Here is a 20,477-nt window from a genome sequence, read left to right on the forward strand (position 1 = left end):
GCCAGATCCCAGGTCCCGCCTGGCGCCTCAACCGTGTAGGTTGCCGTCCGCGGGGTACCATCGCTGCCCACATCCACGCTCACACCCGTCACCGTCAGCGGGCCACCCGGCCCGGTCACGGTGATGTCACCCACATCGATGCTGGAGACATCAACCGCCACGTTATCCGCAAAGGTCACCGTGACCTGCGTGCTGGACGCCCCAACATCCCCCTGACCGATATCAGGCGCAGAAGACGATTGCACAAACGGAGCCGATGTGTCGCCAGCGCCTGAATCGAAGGTCAGGAAAATCGGCTGCGTTATTGGGCCAAGCGGAGCATTCGCATCGTCCGGATTGATAACTGATGCCACAAACGCCAGTGGCACCTCGTCTTCCCCAACGAAATCGTAATCAGCCACACCTGCGAAATCGAACATCGCCGAAATATCCTGATCTGAGCCATCCAGAACGATGTCGAATGTCTGGAACTCGACAATGTTGTTGGCCGGGAAATCCGTCGCCGCCAATGCCGCAAGCTGAGCGTCGAGTTGCGGCGCATAAGCCTGATCTTCACTGTTGCCGTTGTAGAACTCGTTCGTTTCAGGCTGGATGAACCCTTTCGCCAAGGTCACGCGCGCCACAAGCCCGGAGGGCCCGTTCAGCACAACCGTGGGGCCGCCAATTCCGTATGTCCCTGCCTCGCCCTCACCCAAACCATTAACGGTAAGGGTTGGTTCCAGCCCCGGAGTGGCTTCTGACGAAACGGTATATGAGCCGGCATTGTTCCCCGCGCTAATCAAATCACCGGTGCTTGTGGTGCCATCTGCATAGGTGACCGTCACCGTCGCACCAATCATTTCTGCACCTGAGATACCTGCAGCATCCCATCCGAAAGACGACCCAGCGTCCAGTAGCGATTTCTTGGCACCAAGCAGGGAGTTCGGGTCCATATCGATCGAGAATGTGACGGTCTCTCCAGGCTCAAACCCACCGTTCAGTGCCGGGTCGAAGGTCAGGATAAGGCCTTCATATCCGGAAGCTCCGCCAATGCCGACATAATTGGAAGCGTCCGGCGTTGTATCGACACCAGTACCCCCTTCCGAGTCGATGGTCAGACCCTTGAAAATGGTATCGCCGGCCTCGCCAAACGGGTCAAATACCGCGTCAGGTACAATTCCATCGGTGATGTCAAACTCAACCTGGGTAATAACCTTTTCGCCGACATTAGAAATCTCGAACGAATCAACCGAAAAGGTCGATTTGTTTATATTGTCAGAGGTTTCGTTGACGCCTATGCGCGCAGCGCCAATGGGCACGTCAACGTTCTCGACATTGATCCAGTCCCAGGATGCTGCAAAAGAATCGTCTCCATCGGGCGCGGACGCCATCATGCCGACAAAGGCGCCCGTCGTGTTGCCCAGATTGTCATATTGGCCTTTGACCGCGGCAACCACATCTGCAGGCAGTGCCAGAGCAGACGTCTCGACCCAATCCGTATAGGTACCATCGTCGACGTAGCGCGCACGCGCCGTCGCACTTTCGATACCCCCCGTCAGATCCAGATCAATCGCCACCTGAAAATTCGGGTCTCCGACCCCCGCAATGACCGGGGCCTCAATACCGGGAATTTCGACAAAGCTGGTCAGGAAGCTGTCATTGGTCTCAACAATCAGCTGAACGCCGTATTTGATCGTCCCACCTTCATCGACAACGGCGATGGTCGCTTCGGCATAATCTGATTGGTCGCCTGGGCCAACAACCAACCCGACCTTCTCTCCGCCGTCCCAGACCTTGGCTGGTGGATCGGTATTCAGCGAATAGGTGAAAATGTTCACCATTTCCGTGCTGATTGTAAGATGCGTCGCATCAGGGGCACCAAAGCCAATGCCTAAAACATCCTGTTGCGTATTTGCAGCACCTTCAGCCGTCCCGTCATGTGCAACATCAAGGCTGACGAAACTGGAGGCGCCGCCCAGATTGAACACCCCACCGTTGAAAAGGCCCTGGGTTTCGTCCCCGCCATTGTCTGTCGCAGGCAAAACACCGTCGCGGAACGCGGCATTTATGCCGATGTCACCCGCAATGCTGTTGCCTGGCGGCACCGCACCTGCCGGCGTCGAGGATGGGTTGTTGAGTTCGAACCCCCAAAGCGCCGACTGCCCTTTCGAAATCGTGACGCCTAGCCCATCCAGTGGATCACCTACATGGGTGTCCACAATGTCGTTCAACCCGTCCAAATCCAGATCGTCACCAGGGTCAATCGGATCTCCGCCTGGAATCAGGAAGCTGACCGTGTCAGCCCCATAGGTCGCCACGGCGATCAAGCCGGAGAAATCATCCACCCCATCGCCGTTATTATCGATCAGTACCGGTGAAAGCCCCTGATCCGGCAGAGCCACGAGGGCCAGAGGATTTGATCCGGTTAAAACTTCGGTATGGACAATGTTGGCACTATCTGTCCGCCCGTCGCCATCAGTGTCGACGAGCTGGGCGAAATAGAGCGTTTCGTCGAAACTGGCCGCTACAATCGTGCCCTGTAACTGGCCGCCGAAATAGGTCGCTGAAAATTCGGTCAGCCCGTTGGTCGACTCCGGTGTTACAACCAGAGATCCGTCCACGGTTGGATCCAGAAGCTGCGATTCCGGCGAATACGGGGTCCCGTCCATGACGCTGGATCCATCATAGAAATCCAGAGGATTGTCGATGGAACTGCCCGGGTGGCTCCAATCATAACCAGACAGAACGTCGAACAAGTCCGCGGGCAGACCGGTGGTCGACGTGACATCCACCCAGCTTCCCGATCCGTCTTGCTCATAGATGATCAGGAGTTTTTCCAGGTAATTGCGGGCATCCGCCTCGTTGTCGAAAATCTGGATGCCATTGACGATGATCGGATCCGAAGATGTGGCCCCCGCATATGTGCCATCGGAGTTGAACGCCGCCTGGAGCGCGATTTGCGCGGCCCGGATCGGGCTGGCATGGCCGCCGTAGGTTCCGTAAGTATCCGTTACGTTGCCCAAATAATGAAGCTGGTCCCCGAAGCCCTTGCTGCCGGATTCGTTGAATTCGTTGGTGGCAAATTCCGTCGTCCAGTCATCGACGATCTCACCGTCAGTATAAGACAATGGTTGTCCGCCCCACCCCCCGTTTGGTCCGTTGTCCCAGGTGAATACCTCGCCCGAGTTCATCACGATGACATCGTAGGGGTTCCGGTATCCCGGTGCGTAAAGCTCGACCGGATTACTCACCAGCTTGAGCTGTCCCTGATCGCTGACAAGGACATAATCCGTAATCTTGGCCTGGTTCAGGCCATTGTTGCCACCCGCCCAGTCGGGCTGCAGTACGCCTCCAATCTCTCCGTTGTCATCCAGCGTAAAGTTGGGGTCCAGGTTGAGGTTCTGAATGGATAGCGTCGTCAGGTCGATATTGGGGCGTGTCGGGTCGTCCAGAGTCGAAAGGTCCAGAATAAACTGATTGCCATTGGCATCGGTTCTGATGTCGTAGGATTCCAGTTCGGTCAGATTGATCTTGATGATCGCACCCGACCAGGCAAAATCAATCGTGCCGGCAAAATTGTTTCCCGGCGCCCCCTTGTTGGTGATCCCGCCCACCGCAACGTACATGATGGTATCGCCTGTGACAGGATCGATCCCCAGGTCGATACCGTTATTTGCGTGGTTTTCCTCGGAACGCGGCAGGCCGCGCAACACGGCGACATTCGACAACACATCCCCAGTGTCCGGGTCCAGCGTGATTCGGTGAACTTGACCGGAATTCGTATCAAGACCGCTGTCTTCGCCAACCGCGATCCGCCAGTCAGAAGAAGAGACGTACAGTACGTCATTGCCAGCGGCATCCTTGGTCACGACCATGCCGGTGACCTGCCGCTGGTTTGTTCCGTTCAGTGCTCCGTCATCGTTGAAATTCTGGGTGTCATCCGGAATGGTGTCTATCAGCAATGTGCTGGTGGCGACGAACTCGTCCTCCGTGTCGGGATCAGGTCCGTCGGGCTGTCTTTCGACCTCATAGCGATAGATGGAACCATCCTGCTGCGCGACGAACAGGGTTGGGTTCCCCGTCTTGCTGAAATCAATAGCCGTGGGGTTATTCGAAACACTCCCGGTCAACCCTACTACGCCGAACGTGATCGGTTCCGCGGCATTGGCGGCCACCAAGTTTTCTTCACCCGAACTTTCCTCAACGACCAGTGTTGCACTCGTTTGCAACAGAGCAGGTGCAGCTTCTTGCTCCGTTTGCGACGCAGTAAGCCAGTCATCGCTTTCATCAACTAAAGCCAACTCGGCCGACACCGGCCCTGTCTCGTCACTGTTATCCTGATTTGTGAGTGGTTCCTGCGCGATGTCGCGATCCTGGTTGGGTACGCGCGTAGCTCGCGAGTCAGGAGGTCCTGACTGCTCTGCGCTGAACCACTCAGTTTCCGAGAAGCGGCCAAACTCGGGCTGATACTCATCCAGCCAGGTTGGCTTCCAGTCGGCCGCAGGGTTTAGAGTGACAACAAGATGCCCACTGTCGACGCTCCATTCAAAACGCGAAGGGAACTCCGGCCCAACATCCGTACCCTTATGTATTGCTGTATCCGAAGCTTGTGTGTGCTGAGATCCATCCAACGCATTGCTTTCGCCAAGCTGCGGCAACCCCCCCACATCAACTTCTCTTTCTGGAAGGGTGAATACACCTAAAATCTGATCAGAGTTAAAAGGATATATATACCCGTTCAACTCTGGAACTGACTGTAAAAACATACCAGTCACACTGAAATCGAGAAGACCCCGGTGACTATTAAGGCCAGAGTTTACGCCTCCAGAAGAAAATATATGCGACCTCATGGTCCTTCCCTCCCCAATTCAACACGTAACTATTCACTTGGGCGAACCGTGGCGGTGTCAGTTCTTGAAACGAAGGGTCGACACCTCTGAATAATCTGAATAATCGGCAAAACGTTTAGTGAGGTGAAATCGCCCCTTCGCAGCACGAGCAACATGCCGGAAAAGAAAATGCGAATGATGCGGCACCACAACGGACTGCATCAGGTATCTTTCCAGAATGTAGTGGGAATAGTCACTACTGGGGCGGTACCTCAGCACGACTTCTCCCGGTGCCAAGGTATCCCGTTTCTCAGATATGACTTTGGCTACACGACGGGTTCCGTCGGGATGGGTGATCACCAACTCACCCTTGCCCGCCGGGCAAGCGTCAGAAACAATCAGGTTTTCATCATCAATCAAACGAACCGGGGATGCCACTGCATCTGCCCATCGGTACGATACCATAACGCCGGATTTGGCCGCCCAGTCACGCATGGGCGTATCATTGTCCGCATTCCGCCGCAAAAGCCGCGATGTCAGTTTAGAGACGGACCTGGCCATGACACAGGCCCCCACCAGAACGATCATTTCCAACTCGCTCCGATAGCTTACCGGCTTGATGCACATGGCCGCGTTCAGGCGACCTCTGACCGATTTTGAGGCGCCATGGCTCATGAATGCCTGCGTAGGACCCAATAGACCTGGCTTGACGCCCAGGCGCGCAGAAAACCCCCGGCTACCGGGTCCAAGCAAATCTGCAATCTCGGGACGCAGCGGACGCGGGCCACAGATGTTCATGTCGCCCTTAAGCACATTCACCAGTTGCGGAAGCTCATCCAGCCGCGTTTCCCTCAAAAACCCTCCCAAAGGGGTTTCCAGGCCAGACCCGGCAGGCAGAACCTTATCCTTGGTCAGTTGGGCTGCCTTGGCAGTGTCCAGCGTTCTGAACTTGTAGATATCAAACAGTTCACCGTTTCGGCCAACCCGTTTACCGCGATAAAAGATCGGACGGCTCTGTGTCATCAGCAGGGCCAGGCTGATCAGAGTGAACAGCGGCAAAACCATAAAAAGCAGCAGCCCCGCTACTGACGCATTGTAAATCCGGTGCAGAATTTCAGAACGCGGCAGGAACCCGATGGCGCGCCCTCGTGTATTCCTGACGGCACCGTACACAACGGGTTTCTGCTGAGGTTTTGAACGTGTCGCAGCAGGTTCGGCCTGATGAATCTGGGGTTGCCCTTCCCGCTTTGTGTTCCGTATCGTTCCCGCGATAGAATCCAAATGCCGAAAATCACTTTTCATTGGACAAACTTCCCTCGTTTAACTCGGATACTGTTTAAAAGTCGTACGTCTTCACACCGAAGGGCCGTTGCTTAAAATAATTGCAACGTCAGCAGTATTAAATTCAGACAAAAAAGCGATCAACTACAGCATCGCAGTCGACAACCCCCCGGACATTTCCATCCCCAAGCTTATCAACAATGCCTTCAAAAGCAAGAAAGCTGATGGCAAAGCGCGTTCACGCCCCCTGAATCGGAGCTGTAAAGCGAGTTTTCAGCCATTATATGAGCAATCTTATGTACTTGTGTGACTACAAAAGCCTTCTACCCGGAGTAAGAAGCCTAACTCTCTGAAAAGAGTCGCTCATCCTGCCATGTCGATAGGACCGAATCGCGGCACCACCTCACGAGCCCACGACCTGTCGCAACGCCCTCAGAGGTGTTGCGGGCTCTGCCTGGGTCGAAAAAACGGCTCGGGCAGCCCGCCCTCGATTAGCCCTTCCAGAAGGCGCAGGTCCTCCTCATAGTGTTGGATAATCACGTCTTCCATTTCAGGATCCAACCGCGAAACCCCGACTGAGACGGCATTCGCACGCTTCAGTCGTCTTACAATCCCGAGAGACTGTAGCCCCAAAATTCTCTTGACCGGGTCCGAAATCATCTCGCGGGCAACGCCCTTACGGTTTATTGCATAGCCAAGAAGCCGTGACCGGTACTGCTTCGCCTCATTGATCCTGGGGAAGTCACTCCTACCGTCATCATCGAGCCCCAAAAAATCAAGCGCCCGACGATACACACCACCCGTATCCGCCTGCATTTCTTCCTGAAACAGGATCAGCGTCTGTTCCCGCGGAACTTGAGACCACAAACGCTCCAACATCTCACCAAAAGCTGCGGTACGCTTATAGTCCAGCGTCATCGTTGCCCGGCATTTCTTTGGTATTTGCTCTCCCCTCGCCCGGGCGTCTGAAAGATTCCACGCAGTTTTGAAATCCCTCTCATCCTCATCGAAGGCATTGAGAAGTTGCCGATGCAGCGAAGGCAGCATTTTGGCAGGGTTACGGAGCATTATCACAAACAGGGCGTCAGGGCGTTCGTTCATGATCGCTCGGATCGCCGTTTGCGAAAACAAATACCAGACAGAACCTTCCATCAACAGGCGAGTATCGCGGGTCGGGGAAAAAAAGGACTTATACTGATCCCTGTCATCGGTTCGCCGCAAACCCGGCAGGTCGTCTGCATAAAAATGCGGTTCCTTAGGTTTGCTGAAGGCGATCTGAGGGTGTTCTGATAGATATTGGGCCAATGCCGTGGTGCCGCATTTTGGGGCACCTATAATATATCCCTTCGGGGGAAAATTCGGCTGAAAGGCACACTCGTTCACCAACATCCTAAAACCGGCCCTGAAAGCGGGCGCGTGGACGCTCCGCCATAAAACTCAAACGATCTGGCAATTCTCGATCGCATGCAACTATGCGACGCACCCTAATTGTGGCGTCCGGCACAGATCAAGGAAAATACCCGGCGGGCCATCCCGCACACCTCATAGATCAGTTACGCTCGAGTTCCTTGGTTCCGAAGAAGGGAATGGCATAAAATCTGGCAAGGGCCACACACAAAACGGTGGCAGATCCAGCCGTCGGAAAAATGACCCCGAATGCTATCAACAAGCTAATTCCGAAATACAATGCAATGCCTCCTGCAAGACATCCCATGAACATTCCGATAGCCAAATATCCAACCATTTTCACTTAGCCTTCGATATTCTGTTCCGCGCAACCCGACCGACAAAACCTGTCGCAACAAATATTACGAGAATATGCCCATAGTTAGGCATGGCTGAACTAAATCGATAAAAATTGCCCGTTGGCTTGTACTGGTCGTTTCAACCTGCTCGTTGAAGTAAACTTAATACAATATTACGGGATGTACACCACCAATGGCTGATTTCGATCAGAACCGGCACATCAGTTGTCCCTCACCGAGAACGCCCACAGGCCACCTGATCTTGAACGGCCATCTTCGCTGTGCCCCGAATGCATCAGATAGGCCCAGAAGGCGGCAATCAACGCACTGGTGGAAAACAGGTAATTTTCAAGAGGACTGCAAGTGCCTCACCCCTGATCAGCCGCGTACCGACTCCGGCACCTCTTTCGATTTGCCCGCGCTGACCTCAGGAATTCCCTTCCAGAATTCCGCCCAAACTGCGAACGCACAGAAATATTTCCCCATGGTTCCATTTTGAAAGACGAATCATTCCTTGAGAGAATCGCCAATCCAGTCAATTATTAAGAGGCATTGTGAAGTAATGAGTTGGAAGGGAGTGATTTACATGTCACAGCATGAAAGAGATAGGGCTGAAGCCCCTGAATCTCCAGAACGCCGCGAACTTCTCGCAAAAGCGGGCCGGTATGCAGGCGCAACTTCAGCGGCAGCTTTGGTTCTGCTGTCAACGACCAAAAGTGCAGATGCTGGGGGTATTTTCCGTTCAGGCGGTGGATCCACGCATTACCGATACAAGCGCAAGTATTTCAACAAAAGAAGCCACCGGAAACTTAGAAAAGCCGCATACCAGCGTGGCAAAAACGGATGGCGCGGCCGAGGCCGTTGGGGTGGAAAAATCGACTGACGCCAACAAACATTGGATTTTGGCAACACCTGCTCAAGGCATTGGCTTGCACGGAGCTGATTAGGTTAACGTGCATCAAAAACTTCCAGGCTAAGCCGCGGGAGCGTACTGAGGTTCGATCTTGGAACAAAATAATTGCTGCACCAGGATGCTGTCTGGCTGTTTCAAAGCGACGAAGGGGACATAATATTTTCACTCACCTCCTGATCCCGACTGGCCCAAACCAGTTGGAATGGGTTGACGGCGAGGCCTTTCTTTTTCTCGAGGGGCGACAGTCCCTTTCCGTTTTGAACGATGAAGCGGCTCGGGCTTGGCCACGGTTTCAGACGGGTGTGATCTGTGACGATGATACACCCCGCGAAGCTGGAATTTGCGCCCCCTCCGTGGTTACTGATTTGAGGTCTGTCGGCGCGTTAGAGCCGCTTTCAACCCGCGATGGCCCAGCTCCGGTCAAAGCGACGTTGCTGGTTGATACCGGCATTTCCAGAGTTCTTATCGGGTTTGATGGGGCCATTCCCGATCCGGTGATGGCCGCCTTCAGGCACATGGCCGTGTTTTCCGGCACCACTTGCGACACGTATGTTCTGGTACAGCGCCGCATGTCCGGAAAATTCGACATCGCACTACGGGATGAACCACCGCTTCGGGTCAGTGATGAAATGCTTGTCCCGCAACTAAAACTTGCTATCACCGAGGCCATTCTCGAGTTTGCCGACGACCTGCTGCTGCATGCTGCGGTTGCAGTGCATGACAACGGACAGGCGATGCTTCTGGTTGGGGGGCCCGGCGCGGGAAAAAGCACATTGGGGGCGGCCCTCGAAACCGCAGGTTTCACCCTTGCCGGGGACGACATCGCCGTCCTCAAAAATGACGGGTCCGTTTTTGCCCTCCCCTTCCCGTCGACATTGAAAACGGGCACTTGGGAACTTTTGGGCGCCAAACAGGACGAGATATCCAAGGCAGACACGCATCTGAGGCCGGATGGTCAATATGTGAGATATCTGGCGATCGACAAGGGCGCGGCGCTCATTCCGCGCCCAGTCAGCTGGATCGTATTTCTCGATCGTCTGAACGACGGGGCTCCGGCCCAGTTCCCACAACAGGTTCCCCAGACGATATCCAGCCTCATCAGCCAGGCGTGGTCAGGTAGCACCGACCTAAACACCGATGAATTCCGAGCCCTTGCCGCATGTGTGAATGGAGCGTCTTGTTTCCGGTTGCAATATTCCGATCTGACTTTGGCAGTGGAAGCCCTTCGTGATTTTTGTACCGAACCGGGCAGGGATGTCTGATATCTCTGGATTAGGAGCCGACTATGGTTGCCGCCTCCCCTTTCGAACAACTGGTCATCTGCTTGAACGGAGAGTTCGAGGACAATCCCGATTGGTTCGAACTGATTTCGGTCGCAACCGACGAGTTCGTCACAACCGCCTTGTATCGCCACCTCATCGCCTCGGGCGCAGCTGAGCGGACAGAACCCGAGGCACTGGCATATTTGGCAGAGCTTGAACGCGCCAACACAATACGCAATCGCCAGCTTTGGGAGCTTACATACACAGCTGTTGCAGACATGAATGCAGCAGGGGTGATCCCAACGCTCATCAAGGGGGCGAGCGAAATGGCGCTGCTCGCAGAGCCCGCAGAGTATTCGCGCCTTCTCATCGACATCGACCTGCTCGTCTCCCCGGTCGACATACCGACGGTCCAGGCCGCTTTCGCTCGGGACGGTTTCGAAGTTGTCGAAAACAGCCAGCACGATCACTCTCCGGGCAGTTACTGGCGCCCCGGGGCCGTTGCCACGATTGATTTACATAACGCTTTGCCGTCCCGTATCTCGGCGCTGCTGACCGAAGAAGATCTCAGAACGCGCCTGATCGCACACGAGCGGGACGGTATCCACTTTCTGGTTCCTGATAGCAGCTTGCGCCTTCTCATCAACATTGCCCATGACATGCTGCATCACACGACCCTTGCCAGGGGCGCGACCAGCCTGCGTTATCTGCTGAGCCTGATTGAACAAATCGAGGACCCTCGATCCAGTATTGACTGGGCATGGCTTCACAGCAAGCGGCAGGATTGGCGGTTCCGGCTGGCCTTCGACCTGCAAAGCGCAATGCTCGACCATCTGTTTGCGGTGAAAATGCCTGCTCCCTCTCCTCCGAGCCTGGCCGTGCGGCTGCTGCACTGGCGGAGGAGGCTCAAGTTCCGAAACCCACGTCTGGGCCAGATTGAATGGACGATTGTTCGCTATGGGATTGGCGCATCGCGGTTCATGGGAATAAGTGCAAGATAAAGCGTTTCAGTCGCAACTTTGCCAACCAGAATGGATCTCAAAGGCCTGTAATCAGACGGGCAGCGACCAACAAAGTCTTTGCTAAACCAGCGATTTTTCTACTACTTTATCAAAAATCATATTGAAATCTCGAAATTAGTAGGTTTTGAAAAGTTGCGTGCAACACCCAAGGACAAGAGCCCAAGCCAGGGTGATCTTAACGATGATGGCTCGCAAACGCTGAGGCGAGGCCTAGTAGCGGCCTTATTTTTTTGCCTCATCGCGACCGCACTTATTGGGGATTCCCGCATTTTGCCCGAAGACGCTGCTAAATTCTTCAGTGTCATGTGCTGGACGGTTTTTTTGAGCAAGATCAGCATCGCACCCACCTTGGGAAACCCGCAACTATGACGGAAGCGCAGCATCGCAACAGCCCCGTCCCCCATCCGAAGGAGGATGTCTCGGAAAAAGCAAGGATCGATCTGTCCTCCCGGTACCTGCGGTGGTTCTGCCGCTACGGCGTTTTCATCTTGGCTGCTCTTTCTGTTATCATGACATGGGTTAAATCCGAGAGTTCCAACCGCGCAGTAATCGAGATTGCTGACCGATTTATTCTGAACAACGAGACCAGTATTCCCACGGTTATCAGCTTTTTACTCATGGTGACGGCTGCACAACTCGCCACGCTGATTTTCATTATTCAGCGGAGGCAACAAAGATCATGGCTGAACCTTTACTGGCTGCTCGCTGCCCTTATGCTGGTATTGCTGGCATATGATGAAATCGCCCAAGTCCATGAATCCATCCCCCCTCCTGTCTTTCGCGAGGTATTTCTTCATCACGGTTGGATTTTTGCGGGGATCTCTGTTGTGTCGGTCCTACTCGTTATGTTCGTCCCGTTTCTGCGGTCTCTGCCTTCGCCGCTAGCGCGGAAAATGCTGACCGCAGGGGCCATATTTCTTTTTGGGGCGGTCGTGATCGAAGGCGTCAGCGGCCTCTACAGCACCAAGATGAGCAAGGATTTCATTTACGACCTGCTTACAGTTCTAGAGGAATCCTGCGAGTTGTTCGGCATATGTTTCCTGAATATCGCGCTTTTGGACTTTATCGCGGGCCATAACCTAGTGCTCCGCTTTTCATCCATTCTTGGCGAAAAAAAATCATGAAGTCAGAGTGCTGCGCGACCACTCTATTCTCTATGTCATTTGAGGAATATTTACTCAGCGCAATCAGCCGGGAAACCAGGTTTTGAATTTTATGTAGAAGTAGGTCGGCAAGAAGACCAAATGTTTCGCGTGCGAAACATTTGGATCACTTACATATCTGCCTGAAGCCAGTCCTTCAGGGCCTCGGCCAGGCGGTCCGACACGCCATCCCCAACCAGTTCGATACGTCTCTGATCCGGCGCAAACCGCATTTCGACGCCATCCGACACACGAACGACAATCCGCTCTCTCGGAGCAGTTGCAGGGGCGGACGGCGTCGTCCGAGTCCAGGCTGGCGTCGAATGACCATCCGATACGACCGGAGAAGCGGCGCGCTCGGTGAGTGTAGACGACAAAATCTGTATCTCGGCCTCAGCGCTGTCGCGAGGTGTATTTTGTAACCGTTCTTTCAGCACCTCCGAAAAACCCGGATCACGGCTCATCTCGCGTACGAGTGCCAACCCTAACTTTTCGCTGATGGCCGCAGGAAAATACAGTACCGCGTCGAAAGCCTCAACCAGAGCGATGAACGTGCCGATCTTAGAGCGTTTTGACCGCGTGGCATTTCCAAACAGCCCCTGCAAAGCGGCCTTTTGGCTGGGATACACCCCCTCTTTCATTGCCTGTACCGCGATACGGGCGCGCTCGTAATGGGAGAGGTTTACCCGGATTTCGTTTTCCTCAACCATTGCCACATACGCGTTTTGGGCGGTGCCTGGGGTGATTACCATTGCCCGCACAGTGGCGAATTTAGGGTCTGAAGTCTCTTTGTAGAGCCGCTGCAACGCTGTCAGCCGCCGCCAGCCAGAAATCAAACCATGTGTCCGCCCACCAGCAGGAGAGGGCAGGGTGACCACCTCAATCGGCATCTGCTGACCACGAGCCCGCAAACTTTCCACCAGTGCGGTCATTTCCTCCTCGTTCTGCTCCAGTCGGTCGCGTACCAGATGCCGGTCGTCGATCACATCCAGCGCCAGCAACTCGATCATCCGCCCTTCATTGCGGGCGGATTGCAGGGCCTGGGCCACTTCTTCCAACGCTGCCGTGGCAGCAGCTTCGCCGGCCACCTGTGCAATCGGGGCGGAGCCACTCCCCATGGGCACGGATCTGGTTTCAGGGGCTGCACTCAAATAACTTGGCTGAGCCGGTGTAAGTCGTTTGCGCTTTGCCATCTCTGCTCTCCTCACTCGTCCCTGCAGGGGATCATTCAGCCGCCTGCTGCTCGGCCAGCTCTGCCCGACGCCATACGCCCAGCAAAAGCCGTTTGAAGGCCGCGTAGGTGGCGTCAAAGGCCTCACGCCCCCGGGCATAGGTCTCGCGGTTGAAATCGCGATAATCGGCTTCGTAGATGCCGTTGACCTGCTCACCTGCCTGACCGATCAGCGCGGTGAAATCCTGTCTGTGCGGCGAAAGCGTTTCACCCAGATAGGCCTGCATCAGAGCCGCTAATTCCCCCTGCTGTGCCCCGTCATACCGGGTAATCACCGCACGCACCGCGTCCCATTCGAATGCCATCTCGGGGCGGCCAAGGGCGCGGGCGGCAACATTTTCGCCCTCTTCAATGCTGACAAAGGTGGAATGCAGCATGTCAAAGAACCGGCCGGTGGAGTCAAACTCCAGAAAAGACGCTCCCATCGGTACCAGTAGGATATCCGCCGCCGCCAACCCGTTGATGGTCAGATAACCAAGGGCAGGGGGGGTGTCGATGAAGACCAGATCATAGTCGTCCAGTACTCCGTCCATCTCAAGCCGGTCCGTCAGCGCATCCCACAGCTTCCACCCGCGGGCCTGCATACGCCAGACCGGAATCTGAAATTCCGCCCAATACAGGTTCAACTGGGCCCCGATCAGATCGATATTGGGCCAGTGTGTTTTCTGGATCACGTCGCCCACAGTCATGTCCAGCGCAGTGCTCAGCGCTTCGTCCAGAGGCTGAGGAGGGTCGCCCCGGTCCAGACGACGCTGGTTTTCGAGACGCAGATATTCCGCGTAATGGCGTGCCAGCAGCGGAAAGGCGGTTTGCCATTCATCTTCGACCTGTCCCCCGAAAATCGAGGTCATTGATCCCTGACTGTCGAGGTCAATCACCAATACCTTGTAGCCGTCCAGGGCGGCGGACATGGCCAGATGTGCCGCTGTCGAAGTCTTACCGACCCCGCCCTTGAAATTGGCCACCGCCACTATTTTGGCGGGTAATCCGGCGGGGCGATAGGGCAGGTAGTTTTTAGCCTTCGATCCCTGTGCCCCGAAAAAAGCCCGCAGCCGCAGCACCTCATCCAGGGTGAACCATTTGGCTCCGCCTTCAGATTCTGACTGACCTTGTGGCAAATCTGGATTCTGTTTCAGAACACGGCGAAAATGGGCTTGGGCTACTGGGATCAGATAGCGGGTGATCTCCCAGGTAGAGAATAGGCGCAGCGACTTGCGGCCCTGTTCATCCATACCCCGGCTGGCCAGATCAGAGCGGCCTTGGCCACAGGCCCGAGCAATGGTGGCAAAGCCTTCGGAGCCTGTGGGTAAGGCCAGATCGGATAATGCTGCATCAGGGTCGATATTGAAATACGGGGGAAGGGGAGTGCCGTCCTTTGCCATGATATATACCGCTCGATGTGCTGTGTTTTCCCCATGATATCAAAAAACAGGGCACATGGAAGATAAATGGTCACATGAGCGATTTTTCTTAGCAAAATAAGGGGATGGTGGTGCCAATATAGCGCAGGAATTTGGGGTTGGTGTTTTTTTATAGTGTTAGATTTGTGTTATTTATTAGTTACGGGGATTTCTAGATTGATAGTAGGCCAATGAAATAAGGGCTCTGGGGTATTAACAGGGACCATATCCGATTCTGAAACCCCGATAGACTGACTCTAAACCCCCGATCATGTGACTCCGAACCCCCGATGAAAACCCGTTGTGCGGGTATGTGGATAACTCTAGGGTTGGTGTCACTAAAACCACGAAAAAAACGAGTCGGATACCGACCGGAATTCAGAGCCCTGAAAACAGGGCGATAGGACAAATGAGCCATGGGCAGGGCAGTGACAGAGACGGGCGGGGGGCTTCTTCCGGACCGCAGGCAGCAGGGCGATTTTTTCGTCTGTGATGTGTTTGACGCGATCCCCAAGGACGATCTGGCCAGTATGGAGCATCCGCTCTTTTCACTGGCGACCCGTCCGGATCGCCGGATACTCGAGTATGAACATAACGGGGTGCAGATCACTGTCACGCCGTCGGTCAAGGGGCTGGCGACGATCCATGACAAGGACATCCTGATCTTTTGCATCAGTCAGCTGATGGCGGCGATTAACGCCGGGCGGCAGGTCAGCCGGACGCTGCACCTGAAGGCGCATGACCTGCTGGTGGCGACAAATCGTGAGACCAGCGGAGATGCCTATCGGCGGCTGCGCGAGGCGTTCGAGCGGCTGGCAGGCACCCGTATCACCACCAATATAGTCACCGGCGAAGAAGAGACCACTACCGGCTTTGGCCTGATCGAACGCTGGGAGATCGTGCGCCATACCCGCGGCGGGCGAATGGTCAGCGTGGCGGTGACTCTTTCCGACTGGCTCTATCGTGCGGTGCTGTCGAAATCAGTACTGACGCTCAGCCGGGATTACTTCCGTCTGCGCAAACCGCTGGAGCGGCGCATCTACGAGCTGGTGCGCAAACATTGCGGACGGCAGCCGGGGTGGACCGTGTCGGTTGAGACGCTGCTGAAGAAATCCGGTTCGGCCTCGCCCCGCCGGGTGTTCCGCAAGATGCTGCGCGACATGATCGAGGCCGACCACCTACCCGACTACGAAATGCGCGAGGAACCGGGCGACCTGATCCGCTTTACACCCCGCAGCGGCCTGATCGAGCCCGACACACCGCCACCGTCGCTGAAACCCGAAACGCTAGAGCAGGCGCGCGGCCTGATGCCGGGTGTGGATGTCTATGGGCTCGAAGCGGAATGGCGCGGGGTCTGGGCCCGCTCGGGGGGGCCGCGCCTCAGGAAACCGGACGCGGCTTTTCTGGGCTGGGTGCGCAAGCGTGCGGCAACGCAGTGATGCGGGCGCGCCGTCAGGTCAGACCGATCTCTTTCACAAGGTGCCGGAAATAGTCGATGGTTCTTTTCAGTCCGTCCTCCAGCGCGACTGTGGGTTCCCAGTCCAGCTTTTCTTTCGCTTGGGAAATGTCTGGCCGACGCTGGAGCGGATCATCCTGCGGCAGCGGCTGATACACGATCTTCGAATGTGACTTGGTCAGTTCCAGTACCTTTTCGGCCAGTTCCAGCATGGTGAACTCACCGGGGTTGCCCAAGTTAATCGGTCCGGTGACGTCCGGGCCGCTGTCCATCATGCGCAGGAAACCTTCGACCAAATCCTCCACGTAGCAAAACGACCGCGTCTGCGAGCCATCGCCGAAAATGGTGATGTCCTGGCCGGTCAGGGCCTGAACGATGAAATTCGAAACCACCCGCCCGTCGGCGTGATGCATGCGCGGCCCGTAGGTGTTGAAAATCCGCACCACCTTGATGTCAAGATTGTGCTGGCGGTGATAGTCGAAGAACAGGGTCTCAGCGCAACGCTTACCTTCATCATAGCACGAGCGCGGCCCGATCGGATTGACATTACCCCAATAGTCCTCGGTCTGCGGGTGCACATTCGGGTTGCCGTAAACTTCAGAGGTCGATGCCTGCAGGATCGGGCATTGCAGGCGCTTGGCCAGCCCCAGCATATTGATCGCGCCGTGAACGCTGGTTTTGGTCGTTTGTACTGGATCGTGCTGGTAATGGATCGGGCTGGCAGGACAGGCCAGATTGAAGATCTGATCCACCTCAATATAAAGGGGGAATGTCACGTCATGGCGCAGGAATTCGAACCGTGGATGGTTGTGGAGATGGTCGATATTCCGCTTGGTGCCGGTAAACAGATTGTCCAGGCAAAGGACTTCGTGTTTCCGCTCAAGCAGGCGGTCAACGAGGTGAGAACCCAGAAATCCGGCACCGCCGGTAACCAGAATACGTTTCCTGCTGTCATAGGAGCGTGTCATAAAATACCTCAAATTTATTATTTTAAAAAAGACAGATTTTGCACTCTATAGCAAGCGGCTGCGCATTCCCGGGGCGGGGTCAGAACTGATTAAGCGCCTTGTCAGAAATGGTTTTCAACCATTTTGACGTTGATCCAAGCTGGGTGGTTGCACCGCAACAGCCATCATATTTTGGCAACCTTACATGACGATACCAGCCCGCCATGCTGAGGTAATGCGGAAAACTTTAAACCTGCGCGGCAGAGCAGGTGCTTTCCGTTGCAGATTTTGGAAAGGGCGCTTTTGGGGGCTTGTGGGGTATTAGAAATTGACGTCTTGGTATTTGACTCTGTCCCTGTTAACCAAATGACCAAAAGAGACAAAAAGCAGATCAATAAAAACAAGCCGTTATGACCGCTCAAACTGCACCAGTTCAATTGGGACAAAAGCCGCCCCCCCAGATAAGGCGGGCGGTGATCTATGCGCGCGTTTCAACCTCGGACCAATCCTGTGAACGGCAGATCGCCGATCTGACGGATTTTGCCGGTCGGGCCGGGTATGAGGTGATCGGCATTCATAAAGAGACCATCTCGGGCACCAAAACCAATCGTCATGCCCGCAACCAGGTCATGGCCCTCGCACAGGCTCGCAAAATCGAGGCGGTTCTGGTTACCGAACTCAGCCGGTGGGGCCGGTCTACCCAGGATCTCTTGGATACACTGAACCAGCTGGCGGGCTGGAACGTTTCAGTCGTCGCCATGAGTGGCATGACTTTTGAACTCGACAGCCCCCATGGCCGGATGATGGCCACCATGCTTGCAGGCATCGCCCAGTTCGAACGCGACCTTATGAGCGAGCGCATCAAATCCGGCCTGGCCGCTGCCAAAGCACGCGGCAAGAAGCTTGGTCGCCAACCCGGCCAACGGCCAAAGTCGGATCGGCTCGCTCCCAAGGTAATAGCATTGATCGAGCAGGGCCGTTCATACCGATGGATCGCCCGTGACCTCGGGATCTCCAAGAATACCGTGCTGGCTATTGCAAAGCGCGAAGGTGTTGCCCGCCGAAAAGCCGGGACTTCTTGAATACCTGGTCGCAGAAGCTTCTTGAAACTTTTGGCTGCCTTCCTGCCGCGTGCTCTTTTCCATGAGTTTGAATTTGCCCTGCGCTTCTGTCTTGCCCTCGAACAGGTGCAGAACTTGAAAAGAACGATGACGCATATCTGTCCGTTCTGTCCGTCGACGGTGGTATGCGCTACCCTGTAATCAACAACATTCCCGTTTTGATTGGCTTCAAACACTCGGTTGTGGATCAGGATGATTTACTGCAGTGGTTTTCCAAGATTAAAGAGCCCCAAAAGAGACTAGTGTCAGCACACGAAAGGCTGCCTTTAAGAAAATCAGAAAATGGACGTCTCCGGCCAAGCCGAAAACGTTTCCAAATCTGCAACATCTGGTCAACGAGCTTACCAAACGGGGTGGTCGCTCCCGGCTTATGCTTGTTGGCAGCGGCGGTGCGGTAGGTGCCGGTAATCAACTAATCCTCAACCATCCTGACATTGATGTGCTCGCGTTCGATATTGGACCGGGGCCGAATATTCAGGTGCTGGCTGATGCGCACCAACTGCGATTTAGGCCCAACTGGACCGACCCTGCATATCCGTGCTATCAAGAGCACCGGTATCATTGTGTTTAACTAATTCCTTTACCGCATACCGCGCAGGTTAATAGTGTATTTGTATGGTTGAGAAAGCGCGCTCGGATAACGTCGGCGAAAGCGTCCGGAACGCCTTCTGGGCCTACATCTCCTTTTTCAGCACCAAGGTTCTCAATCTTGTATCGATTGTTGTTCTGGCTTGGTACCTTGAACCCGCAGAGTTCGGAACCATGGCCATTTGCCTGGCCATCATGGGATATTTTGAGATCATCGCGCAATTCGGCATGGGGGCTGCGCTTATTTCAACCCGGGAAAAGGTGGAAGAGACTGCCAGTGCGGTTCTCCTGTGTGGTCTATTGTTTTCAAGCTCTCTGGCCGTATTGCTCTGGCTGACTGCAGGGCCGATCGCTGACTGGTACGGCGATCCGCTTCTTGCCAATCTTCTGCCCGTGATTGCCATTGCGCTGGTGGTGCGGGCTCTGACCACTGTAAATATGAATTTTTTGGTTCGGGAATTGCGCCTCAAGGCCAAGCTGGTGCCCGACGTATTGCGTGGGCTGACCAAGGGGCTTGTTGCAATATTACTTGCAGTCCTGGGTTTTGGTGTCTGGTCCCTCGTGTTGGGGCATCTCGCTGGTATCACCGTCGGCGCCATCGCGATCTGGGTCATAAGGCCTTGGCGACCGACCCACAGACCTGATCTGGAAACATTCAAATACATTGCCCATTTCGGAGGTCATCTGATTGGCGCGCAAACCATTAACGCGACCCCACGACTTCTGGACAATCTGTTGATTGGTAAGGTTCTGGGAGCGCCCGCGTTGGGAATTTATTCGTTGGCGTTTCGCATTCCCCAGTTGGGGATCAAGAGCTTCACCAATGTTGCGGGCTTTGTTCTTCATCCGGCCATGGCAAAAATTCAATCTGACCCCGAGGCGCTCAAATCCTATTACTACGGTTCTCTGAAATACTGTGCCCTTCTGATGTTCGGAACCGGTGCGGGCATTGCGGTTCTCGCAGAGCCTCTGGTGCATGTGCTTTACCCGCCGAAATGGTACGCAATAATTGTACCGATGCAGATTTTGGCCATCGCATTTGCAGTGGGAACGATAAACATGGTTCCGGGGAACCTTCTGAAAGCCCTGAGCCGAACCGATCTTATGTTCAAGATCTCTTTAATAAATTTACCGTTTTTCCTGATACTTATCTGGTTTGCAGTCCCATTCGGAATAACGGCGGTCGCCTTCATTCAATTGGTCTTGGCCGTCATACGATTTATGACAAACTACCTGTTCCTGAAAAGCAGGCTGGATATCTCTGGGCGAAACACATTCAAAGCACTGGTGCCCGGCGCTGTTTGCACGGCAACAGCATCCGTTATGGCGCTGATTGTTCAAAGTGCCTCAAATACAAACAGCGACCTCGTGCTGCTCATCATGATGGGTGCAGCTTTTGCCACAGCATTTCTGGTGTCGTTGCGCATCATGGCCCCGGAAATCTTTCAGCAGATTGCGCAGCGCTGGATACGGAAAACGGGCAGGGCCTAAAATAGAACCCAGCCCGCTATTGGTTAAGGCTATCTTCTGGATCAGAGCATACCGTGTCCGTTCAGGCCGG

Annotated in this window: 13 protein-coding genes; 7 read left to right on the top strand and 6 right to left on the bottom strand. The window is 54.8% G+C overall.

Annotated features, from left to right (window positions below; genetic code table 11):
• The 3 genes from ACR0D7_RS18255 to ACR0D7_RS18265 form a co-directional block, all read right to left on the bottom strand.
• A partial coding sequence (locus ACR0D7_RS18255; protein WP_480680287.1) for a hypothetical protein occupies positions 1 to 4,646 on the bottom strand: 4,646 nt, incomplete at its 3' end.
• Between the two features lie 240 nt (positions 4,647 to 4,886).
• Complete coding sequence (locus ACR0D7_RS18260) at positions 4,887 to 6,110, bottom strand: sugar transferase (RefSeq protein WP_480680288.1); 1,224 nt, start codon at positions 6,108 to 6,110, stop codon at positions 4,887 to 4,889.
• Between the two features lie 411 nt (positions 6,111 to 6,521).
• A complete protein-coding gene (locus ACR0D7_RS18265; protein WP_480680289.1) occupies positions 6,522 to 7,478 on the bottom strand; it encodes a sulfotransferase family protein in 957 nt (318 codons plus the stop codon).
• 952 nt (positions 7,479 to 8,430) lie between these two features.
• On the opposite strand from ACR0D7_RS18265, the gene ACR0D7_RS18270 reads away from it, so the two are divergent.
• From ACR0D7_RS18270 to ACR0D7_RS18285, 4 genes are all read left to right on the top strand, one after another.
• Entirely contained in the window at positions 8,431 to 8,781 is a 351-nt protein-coding gene (locus ACR0D7_RS18270; RefSeq protein WP_480680290.1) for a hypothetical protein, read from the top strand.
• 319 nt (positions 8,782 to 9,100) lie between these two features.
• Positions 9,101 to 10,009 carry an HMG-box domain-containing protein gene (locus ACR0D7_RS18275; protein WP_480680291.1) on the top strand — a complete coding sequence of 303 codons (909 nt, stop codon included), beginning with the start codon at positions 9,101 to 9,103 and terminating at the stop codon, positions 10,007 to 10,009.
• Positions 10,010 to 10,032: 23 nt separating this feature from the next.
• Positions 10,033 to 11,010, top strand: a complete 978-nt coding sequence (locus tag ACR0D7_RS18280) for a nucleotidyltransferase family protein (protein WP_480680292.1) — start codon at positions 10,033 to 10,035, stop codon at positions 11,008 to 11,010.
• A 386-nt stretch (positions 11,011 to 11,396) separates the two neighbouring features.
• Positions 11,397 to 12,155: a hypothetical protein gene (locus ACR0D7_RS18285; protein ID WP_480680293.1), complete on the top strand. Its 759-nt coding sequence runs from the start codon at positions 11,397 to 11,399 to the stop codon at positions 12,153 to 12,155.
• Between the two features lie 149 nt (positions 12,156 to 12,304).
• Here ACR0D7_RS18285 and ACR0D7_RS18290 read toward each other — a convergent pair whose 3' ends face one another.
• Both ACR0D7_RS18290 and ACR0D7_RS18295 read right to left on the bottom strand, forming a co-directional pair.
• On the bottom strand, positions 12,305 to 13,366 hold the full coding sequence (locus tag ACR0D7_RS18290) for a ParB/RepB/Spo0J family partition protein (RefSeq protein ID WP_480680294.1): 1,062 nt from the start codon (positions 13,364 to 13,366) through the stop codon (positions 12,305 to 12,307).
• A 31-nt stretch (positions 13,367 to 13,397) separates the two neighbouring features.
• Entirely contained in the window at positions 13,398 to 14,786 is a 1,389-nt protein-coding gene (locus ACR0D7_RS18295; protein ID WP_480680295.1) for an AAA family ATPase, read from the bottom strand.
• Positions 14,787 to 15,220: 434 nt separating this feature from the next.
• Here ACR0D7_RS18295 and ACR0D7_RS18300 point away from each other — a divergent pair, with 434 nt between their 5' ends.
• Positions 15,221 to 16,243 (top strand): replication initiator protein A, encoded by a 1,023-nt coding sequence (locus ACR0D7_RS18300; RefSeq protein WP_480680296.1) that lies wholly within the window; start codon positions 15,221 to 15,223, stop codon positions 16,241 to 16,243.
• A gap of 13 nt (positions 16,244 to 16,256) precedes the next feature.
• Here the strand turns inward: ACR0D7_RS18300 and ACR0D7_RS18305 are convergent, their stop codons facing one another.
• Positions 16,257 to 17,228, bottom strand: a complete 972-nt coding sequence (locus ACR0D7_RS18305; protein WP_170388012.1) for a UDP-glucuronic acid decarboxylase family protein — start codon at positions 17,226 to 17,228, stop codon at positions 16,257 to 16,259.
• Positions 17,229 to 17,617: 389 nt separating this feature from the next.
• On the opposite strand from ACR0D7_RS18305, the gene ACR0D7_RS18310 reads away from it, so the two are divergent.
• On the top strand, positions 17,618 to 18,289 hold the full coding sequence (locus tag ACR0D7_RS18310; RefSeq protein ID WP_480680297.1) for a recombinase family protein: 672 nt from the start codon (positions 17,618 to 17,620) through the stop codon (positions 18,287 to 18,289).
• 654 nt (positions 18,290 to 18,943) lie between these two features.
• Complete coding sequence (locus tag ACR0D7_RS18315) at positions 18,944 to 20,407, top strand: lipopolysaccharide biosynthesis protein (protein ID WP_480680298.1); 1,464 nt, start codon at positions 18,944 to 18,946, stop codon at positions 20,405 to 20,407.
• Positions 20,408 to 20,477: the final 70 nt, after the last annotated feature.

The sequence above is a fragment of the Ruegeria sp. BB7 genome (assembly GCF_056539365.1).